The following is a 9,449-nucleotide window of genomic DNA, read 5'->3' as shown; positions in this document are numbered from 1 at the left end:
GTCCCAGTCCCCGTCCCCGTCCCCGTCCCACCCCACGGTGGCCCCCGGGGACCTGGAGGCCCGGACCCGCGCCGGGGCCGTCCTCGTCGATGTCCGCGACGCGTGGGAACGCGAGATCCTCAGTATCCCGGGCGCGCTCCCGGTCCCTCTCCCCGAGCTGGAGGAACGGGGCGCGGACGCACTGCCCGCCGCCGCGCGGGGACGGGACGTGATCTTCCACTGCAAGTCAGGCGCCCGGTCGGCGCGGGCGGTCGACGCGGTGGCGTCCCATTTCGCCGTGCGGGAGGAGAACGTCGCGCACCTGGACGGAGGGGTCCTCGCCTGGGCACGGCAGATGCGTCCGGGGTCAGCGGTGTACTGAGGACGCGACGAGCTCCCGCACCGGGATGTTGAGCACCGCGCCCTGCGCCCCCACCGACAGGAAAGCTCGCGATAGAGGGTGCCACGGCGGTCTCCTACGTCACAGGTCAGCTCGTTTGTCCTCGACTGTACGCCACCGCTGCATCTTCACCCGGCTGACCAGCAGTCCGACCACACCGACCGCCCAGACGACCCCGAGGGCGCACCAGGCGAGCCGGAAGTCCGACCACGTGTAGTCCGCTCCGTCGGCGACCGCGTCCAGGACGAATCCGGCTGCCTGGGCGGCGATCATGGCGGCGAGGAAACCTCCCATGTTCGACAGGCCGGTCGCCGTGGCGGTGAACCTACGGTCGACCTCCTCGCGCACGGTGTCGAAGCCGTAGTTCGCCACCGGCGCCAGGCCCGGCACGATGACGTTGACGACAGCCACCGCCACGATCGTGCGGGGGTCCGGGGAAGCGAAGAACACCACCCAGGACAGGGCCACGACCACCGTCGCGACGATGACCACCTCCGGACGGCGCCGGCCGGCCCGGGCGGAGACCACCCCCATGACCGGGCCGACGAGCACGCTGACGACCATGTTCAGCACGAGGATCCCGGATGCCTGCGATTCACTGAGCCCCATTCCCAGGGTCATCAGGGGGACACCCCACAGCAGGGTGAAGACGATCTGGCTCATCAGCGTGAAGTGGATGAAGAACCCCAGCCAGCAGGCCGGCTGCCGCACGACGAAGGCCAGCGTGGCGCCGATGCCGCGCCGGGGCCCCTCCGGCGTCCCGGCGTCCGCCACCGGGGTGGGGTCCGGGGAGTCGGCGACGACGACCCAGGTGAGCAGGGCGACCAGCACGCTCCCCGCCCCCAGTGAGACGAAGGCCGTCGACCAGCCCTGGGAGTGCAGCAGCATCGAGAACGGGACCGCGGACATGAACTGCCCGACGTACCCCAGCCCGCCGGTGAGCTGTGTGAACACCGGTGTCCTGCGGATCGGGATCCAGGCCGGCAGGATCCGCATGACCGACAGGAACGCGGTGGCGTCGGCGGTGCCGACGACCACCCGTCCCAGGATCGCGACAGGATAGGAGGACGTGACCCCGAGCAGCACCTGGCCGACGCCCATCAGCAGCGCCCCGACGACGAGCATGCGCCGGGCCCCGAAGCGGTCGATGAGCATGCCCATCGGTATCTGGGCGCAGGCGTAGACACCGACCTGCACCGAGGTGAACACCGCGAGCCGGGACGCGTCGATCTGGAAGTGGTCCAGCGCCTCGACCCCGGCCACACCCATCGACGTCCGGCCGGTGATCGCCAGGATGTAGGCGACGACACCGGCGGACCACACCGTCAGCGCGCGTCGGCTGAGACGGCCAGATGGAACAGATGCTTTTGCAGTGGAGTCGGGCACGTGTCACCACCCTAGACCCCTGGACCCCCGGCGGGGCCCGCCACCCCGGTCAGCCCAGGGACAGGATCCCGCGGACCAGCACCGTCACCCCACCCAGCGCCGCCATGGCCACGGCCAGGCGACGGGCCCTGTCCCGCTCGATCCGACGGCTGACCACCATCCCCGCACTGATGCCGATGACCATCGCCACCACGGCCGCCGGCCAGATCCCCCACGGTTCGCTGGAGATGTCCCCGGCGTCGGTGAGGTACTTGATGGCGAAGCTGACGACCCCGGAGACGATGAACAGCGGCTGCAGTGTCGCCGCGAAGGTCCTCTGGTCCCAGCGGGAGGCCTGGGCGTACACCGTGATCACGGGTCCCGCCACCCCGGCGAGCGTGTTGCTGAAACCCCCGAGCACACCCGCGGCCACTGCCGGGAGCTTCCCCGAGACCTCCGGGATGAACCGGCGGCCGAAACTGGTCACGCCCAGCGCGGTCAGCAGAACCGCACCGACCACGATCTGCAGCACCGCCGGCGGGATGACGTGGATGAGCCAGGCGCCGGGAACCGCCCCGACGACCATCACCGACCCGATCAGCGCGAACCTCCCCCAGTCGACGTCCCTGCGCACGGTCACCGTGGACATCGCCGCATTCACCGCCGCGAGCACGTTGACCACCATGATGCCCTCGACCGGGCCGATGGCGATGCTGAGCACCGGCCCACCGATCAGGCCGACCCCCATGCCGGACACCCGCTGCATGCAGGAGCCGACGAGGATCGTGACGAAGACCAGGAGTACAAGTTCCATCAGGAACAAGTTATACGCCCCCGCCGTACCACCGGGCCGGCGGGGTTCTCCGATAGGATGACTGTCTGTGACATCCACGAGTTCAGCGGCCGCACCACGTCCCCTGCCCCGGCGACGGTGGCTGTCCCGCCCCCCGGCCGTCGTCCTCGGCTGGATCGTCGCCCACCTGTTCCCCGTCGCATGGATCGTCACAGCCGGGACCTCCACCGGCGACATCCGCTACTACTTCCGGGGACTGACCGGCGTCGAGGACGGCGCGATGGACGAGTACCCCGAGGTCGGGACGTGGCCGGCGCGCCTCGTCGAGGTGACCACCTCCCTCGGCGGGTCCGGCACGGACGCCGAGAACTCCTTCGTCACCGGGTTCGTGGCACTGTCCGTCCTGGTCTCCGGGGTGTTCACCTGGTGTCTCTGGCGGGCGGGACGGGACACCGGCAGCTGGCCGGTGTGGTTCTGGATCCTCTTCGCCGGCCTGTCCGGCCCGATCTTCCTCACCCGCCTCGACATCTTCCCGGGACTGCTCGTCGCCGGGTTCGCCGCCCTGCTCCTGGCCGGGCCCCGGTGGTCCCGCCCGGCGACCGTCCTGCTGGCGGTGGCGACGATGATGAAGCTGTGGCCGGGCGTCCTCGGCGCGGCTCTGGTCGGTGGGCTACGCAGGACGGCGACCTGGGTCCGGGTGTGCTGGTTCTTCGCCTCCCTGGCGGTGCTGTGCGTGGTGGTCGTGGCCGTGGGAGGAGTCGACCGCCTGCTCTCCCCGTTGACCTACCAGGGCGACCGTGGGCTCCAGGTGGAGTCCGTCGCCGCCACACCGTGGGTGCTCGCCGCCGCCCTGCACCACCTCGCCGACGGTGCCGCCGGAGACGGGAACCCGTGGTCGATCAGCTACGCGGCCTCGAAGAGCTACGAGATCGCCGGCCCCGGCACCGACGCCACGCTGGTCGTGGTCACGGCGCTGACCGCGGCGAGCGTCCTCACCGCCGTGGTGTGGGCAGTGCGACGCCTGGTCCGCGACGACTGGACACCGGCACGCGCGGTGGCGTTCAGCGTGGCCCTGATCATGCTGGTCATCGTGACGAACAAGGTCTTCTCCCCCCAGTACATGGTGTGGGTCGCCCCGGTGGTCGCGGTCGCACTGGTGACCTCGCGGCGTCGGGTGGTCACCGTGGTCTCACTCGAGATCCTGGTGACGGCACTGCTGACGACGACGGTGTACCCCGTGTTCTACGACTGGCTGATCTCCAACCCGCCGTTCCCGGTCGCCGCGGTCGCCCTGGTACTGCGCAACGTGGCCGTCGTCGTCCTCGCCGCCACCTGTGCGTGGTGGGCCTTCAGGCCCGCCGGGCCGGAGACACGTCAGGATCCGGGAGCCGTCGGGCACGGAGCCGGCTGACCAGGTCCTCGGCGTCAGCGGTCGCCAGGTCACGTCCGGCCATCGACACCGGTCCCGGCACCAGGTCGAACCGGACCCCCGCCAGCCCCAGCGCCTGCTGCACCGGCCCGCGGCGGTAACTGAGCTCCTGGATGTGCGCCGGGGACACCACCGCCACCACCCGCCGTAGCAGTCCCCGGTGGGTGACCACCGCCCGCAACGGGCCGTCCCCGTCCGGTCCCGCGACCAGTGTGGTGCCCTGCCGGGTACGGTCCACCGGCGACACCCAACGGGCGGGACGGGGGCTGAGGTAGGTAAGGGCCCCGGGGAACCCGGCGCGGTCCCTGCCCTCCGGGTGCGCCACCACGGTGGCCTCCCGCACGTCCAGGGGCGAGAGGACCCCGAGCACGTGAAGTGCGGTCGGCAGGTCCCCCACCGGCAGGACGGTGGTCGTCGCCCCGTCTGAACCGGAGTCGTCGCCGTAGCCGGCGACGTCCACACGGACCCTCCACCAGCCGAACAGCCGCCACGCGACCGGCTGCGACACCTCGACGGCGTGGACGCGGGCCAACGGCACCGACTGGCGGCGACGTTCGGTCAGGCCGAAGGTGATCCCCAGGACGTCGCCGTCGAGGTTGGCGGTGAAGCGCCAGCTGGTGTTGAGCACCCCCCACACCCACGGCACCGCGCCGAGCAGGACCGGCACCAGAACCGCCGGACCTGCGGGGGTCGCCAGGGCGACCACGAGGCCGACGACCACGGTCAGCGACGCCCCGGACACGGCGGCCGCCACCAGGGAACGGGTGACGGGGATGGTGGGAACCACCTGGCGGGTGCTGTCGCCCGGGAGGGTTCCGACCGTGCAGTTCCTGTCGTTCCTGTCGTCCGCGCGGTCCGGCGCGCCGTGGACCAGGGCGAGCAGTCGCGCCCGCAGGTCCTCGGCGTCGCTGCGGGGCAGGTACTCCACACCTACCGAGCTGCCTGATCCGCCGGCGGTCTCCACTCGCACGCCGGCGAGGCGGAACAGACGGGGCGCCAACGGCTCCACCAGGTCCACCGCCTGCACGCGGTCGAACCGTGCCGTACGCAGCTGCCGGGAGACGACCCCGCGGCGGACGGCGATCTCCTCGTCGTCGACCCGGTACCCCGTGGCCCGCCACCACGGCAGGGAGACCACCCAGCCGAGGAGGAACACGACCGGCAACGCCACCAGCACCGCCAGCGCGACGAGCCCCGTCGGCAACGCGGAGTCCGCCAGCAGGTCGCGGAGACGGCCCAGCGTCTCCAGCTGCTGAGCGGCGATGACCGCTGCGACGCCGACGAGCACCGCCCACATGCGCAGCAGCGGGCTGAGCGGGTGGACCCGGCGCCAGTCGCCCCCGGGCCGGTCATCTTCTGGCCGGTCATCCCCGGGCCGGTCAACCTCTGGCCGGTGGGCGGTCACAGGCCGCTCATCCTCTCCCGTGCGGCGACGGCGAGCCGGTCACGCAGCGCGTCCGCGTCGCCGGCGTCCAGCCCCACCACCGTCGAGTCACTCGTGGACGAGGCGGTGTGGAGCTTGACGCGCTTGAGGCCGAAAGCACGTTCCACCGGGCCGGAGGTGACGTCGACGTACTGGATCCGGCCGTAGGGGACCACGGTGAACGTCCACCACAACCGTCCCTTGGTGACGAGCAGTTCATCCCCGGTCTCCAGCCACCGCTTGCGGGACGCCTGGGCGGGGATCAGCCACAGCTGCCAGAGCAGCAGCACCAGCAGGACCGCGGCCACCACCCACGCCACGGTCGCCACCCCGTCCGGCACGGTCAGCGCCGCGACGACGGCGCCGACCAGCGGCACGAGCGTCCACGGCAGGTCGGAGACGAACCGGGCCGGAACGTATCGTCCCGACACCCGGTGCATCTCCTCGGGCCGGACCATGGGTGGGCGGGGGTCGTGGGGTGAGGCGTCCACGGACGACTGGTGGGTCATGGCCCCAGTGTCGCACAGACTCCCCGGCGTCTCAGAGCGACAGGACGTGCCGGACGGTCGACGCCGCCTCGTCGACGTACCCCCCGCCGAACACCGCGGCATGGAGGTAGAGCACGTGCAGCCGGTGCAGGGGCAGCAGTTCACGCCACCCCGGCCCCAGCCCGGCCGCCTCCGCGTAGGCGTCGAAGATCCTGCCGAGGTGCGGGGCGCCGAACATGTCGAGGAACCCCAGGTCGGTGAGGCCGTGACCGCCGTGGGCGGACGGGTCGACGAGGACCGCCCCGCCGCGGGACCACATCAGGTTGCCCGACCACAGGTCGCCGTGCAGCCGTGCCGGTGGGTGCCCGTCGTCGAAGTCACCGGCGGTCAGCCGGTCGAGCAGACGCCCGGTCCCCGGGACACCGGTGGGGACGTACCGTTCCAGGGGTGCCAGCACCACCTCCGCGTAATAGGTGCCCCAGGAGTCGTGCGGGGCCAGCGGAAGCTCCAGCAGGTGGTCGTTCGGCCCCTGGTAGCCGGTTCCGCTCCAGCCCGCCGGGCCGGCGCCGAAGGCCTCTGCGCCGCAGGCGTGGGTTGCGGCGAGCCGACGGCCGAAGTCCTCCGCCGCCTGCGCGTCCGGGGTCACGGGGGTGACCCGGCGCAGCAGCAGGTCCCGGTCCTTCCCCTCCCGCGCCCGGACACCCGCCACGGCGACACCGCCGCGGGCCGCCGCGTCCTCCAGCCAGTCGAGGCAGGCGTGCTCCCAGTCCCCCGGGCGTCCCGGGTTTCGTTTGGTGAACGTCGTCGCCCCTGCCAGGTGCGGGAAGGTCGTGAACATCAGCGGGGCCAGCGGGTGCGCCGGATCGTCCGGGGTGTGGCCGGGCGTCCCCACCGGCAGCCACCGGGCGTCGGCGATCTCGGCGGCGGCCACCGGGACGATGTCCGCGTCCCCGGTGTACAGGAAGAGATCGGCGGTCACCGTCCGGCCCTCTTCGTTGGCCGCCGGTGCAGTGAACGTACCGAGGAGGTCAAGGGTGTCGGCGGGGACGTCGATCCCGGTCTCTTCGGCGACCTCGCGTACCGCGGTGTCCCGTGGATCTTCCCCGGGCTCGGGTTTACCGCCGGGGTACTGGTAGAGGCTCGTGCCGTGTTTGCGGACGGTCAGCACCCCGCAACCGCCGGGCACCCCCGGCTCGTCGCGCAGGAAGGCGACCGCGCTGACCCGGATCCCACCGTCTGTCACGCCGCTCACCGGAGGGCACGACGGATCGTCGCCACGGTCACCGCGCATCCGCTGTCGGCGTCCCTCTCGGGGTACCCGCGGCAGACGTCCGCGCCGTGCTGCATCATCAGCAGCAGAGCAACACTGAGTTCCTCGGACAGCCGTTCAAGGGATTCGCCGTCCCGCACCACGGCCACGACGGCGTCCTGCAGCACCTCCGGGTCACGGGCGGTCACCCCCGGTTCCGGGCAGGCACGGCACACGAGGAGCCGCAGGTAGGCGTGGGCCAACAGGGCGACAACATCCCCGTCGTCCTGCAGCTCGCCGATGTGGCGACGGAAATTCAGCATCGAGGGCATGGTCACGTGCCGGTCGCGCCACCGTGCGGTCGCGTGTGCACGGTCCAGCGCCCCGGAGAACTGCTCGGTGGCGGCGGAGAGCGCGGAGCACATCGACGCCAGGGCCACGGGGTCCACCGACGACGGCGCAGGGTTCGCCTGTGCTGACAGGGCGGAGCGCAGGATCCGCAGCCCCTCCCAGTGCTGTTCGAGGTAGGCCGCCCGTCCAGCGAAAGGCAGGGTCCCGTCCCCCATCCGGCGGAAGACCGTCGAACGGCGTACGCAGTCCAGGGCCGAGTCGCCGGCGACGTCCAGCAGCCCGGCGACTTCGGGGGCGTCGGGTGACTGCCGCCCGTCACCGGAACCGACACGGGCCCCGGCACGGGCACTGTTGGCCTGCTGCACGTCTTTCACCGTCCTCAGGGTCGGGGGTCGCCACCGCTCCAGGCGGCGCACATGTCGTGAGCCTACCCTAATGGAGGAGGGCGGGCCAGCGGGACTCCAGCGTCCTGCGGAGCCCCTCGAAGACCCCGGCGTTGTAGGCGAAGGCCTGCCGTGCCGACCGCAGGAGCCGTCTCCGCTCGACGTCGTCGAAGGACATCGTGTCCAGGGCCCCACGGTAGGCGTCCCTGTAGCGCCGTGGCTTGTCGATGTGCGGGAATCGGTAGAACGACGTCGCCGACTCCGGCACGCCGTAGTGGCGTGTCACCAGACGTCCGATGACCTGCCCGCCGGCGAGGTCCCCCAGGTACCGGGTGTAGTGATGTGCGACGAGGGCCGGGACGTCCTTCTCCCGGCCGATGCGCCCCAGCTCCGCGACGTACTCCGCCGTCTCGGGCAACGGCCGGGCGCCGACGGTTCCCCCGAGTGCACGCAGGTCCTCCCGGAGCACGGCCCGCCGGTCCAGCAGGCGGTCCGCGACCGCACCGAGCCGGGCGTCCCCCGCGCAGGCGTCGACGGCGTCCTCCAGCGCCGAGTAGAAGAGGTAGGCCTGCTCCTGGAAGGCGACGAAGGCGGCGGCGTCCAGACCACCGTCCAGCAGCCGCTCCATGAACACCGAGTGCTCAGCGTCCTCGTGTGCCTGCCGGGTCTCCTCGCGGAGCGCCTCAGACAGCGGGGGCGTCGGCGGTGTATTCGGCGGTGTCGATGTCATGGCGTGTGGTCCCGTCGTCGCGGGTGCCGTGCCTGTGCGTCACAGGGCACGTCGTGTACGGGGCCATCCTAACAACAGCGGCCCGTGGGGCGGTGTCAACCGGGGAAGCGGTCCGCCGCCGGTGGGGCCGGACGGATCCACAGTTCCCCACCGACCGCGTCCACGTTCACCGTCCACCCGTAGACCCTCGACAAACGTTCGCCGGTGCACACCTCCGCCGGGGTTCCGACCGCCTCGACGCGTCCGCCGTCGAGAAGTGCCAGCCGGTCGCAGTAGCGTGCGGCCAGGTTCAGGTCGTGGAGGACCACGATGACGCCCACTCCCCCTCCCGCGACGCGGCGCACCGAACGCATGGTGCGTTCCTGGTGCCCGATGTCCATCGCCGCCGTCGGCTCGTCCAGCATCATGCACCGTGCCTGCTGTGCCGTCACCCGCGCGAAAGAGACCCGGGCGCGCTCACCACCGGACAACGTGGTCACGTCACGGTCCTGCATCTCCAGCATGCCGACGTCACGCAGGCACGCATCGACAAGGTCCCGGTCGGGGTCCCGGTCGGGGTTCCGGTCAGTCCGCCCGTTCCTGCCCGACCAGGCGGACCTGCCCATCTCCACCACGTCCCGGACGAGGTGGGGGAACGAGACGCGTGAATCCTGCAGCATCACCGAACGCGTCCGGGCGGCCTCGCCCACGTCGTAGTCCCGGTAGGGGCGCCCGTCGAGGAGCACCTGACCGGCCACGGGCTCATGGTCCCCCGCCAGTGCGGCGAGCAGCGTCGACTTCCCCGCCCCGTTCGGCCCGATCAGTCCGAGCACCTCGCCGGCGTGCACGTCGAGGTCCACCCCGTGGAGGATCTCGGTGC

The 9,449-nt window shown here is 71.7% G+C and carries 10 protein-coding genes and 1 pseudogene; 2 read left to right on the top strand and 9 right to left on the bottom strand.

Annotation, left to right across the window (positions count from 1 at the left end):
- Positions 1-361: rhodanese-like domain-containing protein (locus Q0A34_RS00090; protein WP_291477267.1), on the top strand; the 361-nt coding region annotated here is incomplete at its 5' end.
- Between the two features lie 99 nt (positions 362-460).
- Here the strand turns inward: Q0A34_RS00090 and Q0A34_RS00085 are convergent.
- Both Q0A34_RS00085 and Q0A34_RS00080 read right to left on the bottom strand, forming a co-directional pair.
- Entirely contained in the window at positions 461-1,765 is a 1,305-nt protein-coding gene (locus tag Q0A34_RS00085; RefSeq protein WP_291477265.1) for an MFS transporter, read from the bottom strand.
- A gap of 49 nt (positions 1,766-1,814) precedes the next feature.
- Positions 1,815-2,558, bottom strand: a complete 744-nt coding sequence (locus Q0A34_RS00080) for a sulfite exporter TauE/SafE family protein (protein WP_291477264.1) — start codon at positions 2,556-2,558, stop codon at positions 1,815-1,817.
- A gap of 67 nt (positions 2,559-2,625) precedes the next feature.
- On the opposite strand from Q0A34_RS00080, the gene Q0A34_RS00075 reads away from it, so the two are divergent.
- Positions 2,626-3,948, top strand: coding sequence for a glycosyltransferase 87 family protein (locus Q0A34_RS00075; protein ID WP_291477262.1), 1,323 nt, complete (start codon positions 2,626-2,628; stop codon positions 3,946-3,948).
- Here the strand turns inward: Q0A34_RS00075 and Q0A34_RS00070 are convergent.
- The 7 genes and pseudogenes from Q0A34_RS00070 to Q0A34_RS00040 all read right to left on the bottom strand — a co-directional run bounded on the left by Q0A34_RS00070 (position 3,887) and on the right by Q0A34_RS00040 (position 9,441).
- Entirely contained in the window at positions 3,887-5,371 is a 1,485-nt protein-coding gene (locus Q0A34_RS00070; protein WP_291477260.1) for a PH domain-containing protein, read from the bottom strand. The genes Q0A34_RS00075 and Q0A34_RS00070 overlap by 62 nt on opposite strands.
- Positions 5,368-5,829, bottom strand: coding sequence for a PH domain-containing protein (locus Q0A34_RS00065; protein ID WP_291477270.1), 462 nt, complete (start codon positions 5,827-5,829; stop codon positions 5,368-5,370). The genes Q0A34_RS00070 and Q0A34_RS00065 overlap by 4 nt, the downstream gene beginning before the upstream one ends.
- Positions 5,830-5,929: 100 nt before the next feature.
- Positions 5,930-6,715, bottom strand: a complete 786-nt coding sequence (locus Q0A34_RS00060; protein ID WP_291477269.1) for a fructosamine kinase family protein — start codon at positions 6,713-6,715, stop codon at positions 5,930-5,932.
- A gap of 54 nt (positions 6,716-6,769) precedes the next feature.
- Positions 6,770-7,168, bottom strand: a pseudogene (locus tag Q0A34_RS00055) (NUDIX domain-containing protein); the annotation flags it as partial.
- On the bottom strand, positions 7,126-7,851 hold the full coding sequence (locus Q0A34_RS00050; protein ID WP_291477259.1) for a hypothetical protein: 726 nt from the start codon (positions 7,849-7,851) through the stop codon (positions 7,126-7,128). The gene Q0A34_RS00050 and the pseudogene Q0A34_RS00055, both read right to left, overlap by 43 nt.
- 58 nt (positions 7,852-7,909) lie before the next feature.
- A complete protein-coding gene (locus tag Q0A34_RS00045; protein WP_291477257.1) occupies positions 7,910-8,590 on the bottom strand; it encodes a biliverdin-producing heme oxygenase in 681 nt (226 codons plus the stop codon).
- A 95-nt stretch (positions 8,591-8,685) separates the two neighbouring features.
- Positions 8,686-9,441 carry an ATP-binding cassette domain-containing protein gene (locus Q0A34_RS00040; RefSeq protein ID WP_291477268.1) on the bottom strand — a complete coding sequence of 252 codons (756 nt, stop codon included), beginning with the start codon at positions 9,439-9,441 and terminating at the stop codon, positions 8,686-8,688.
- Positions 9,442-9,449 lie beyond the last annotated feature (8 nt).

The sequence above is a fragment of the Corynebacterium sp. genome (genome assembly GCF_022712195.1).
Classification (GTDB): Bacteria; Actinomycetota; Actinomycetes; order Mycobacteriales; family Mycobacteriaceae; genus Corynebacterium.
The sequence above is the reverse complement of the archived record's forward strand: the minus strand, read 5'-3'. Positions and strand labels throughout refer to the sequence as shown.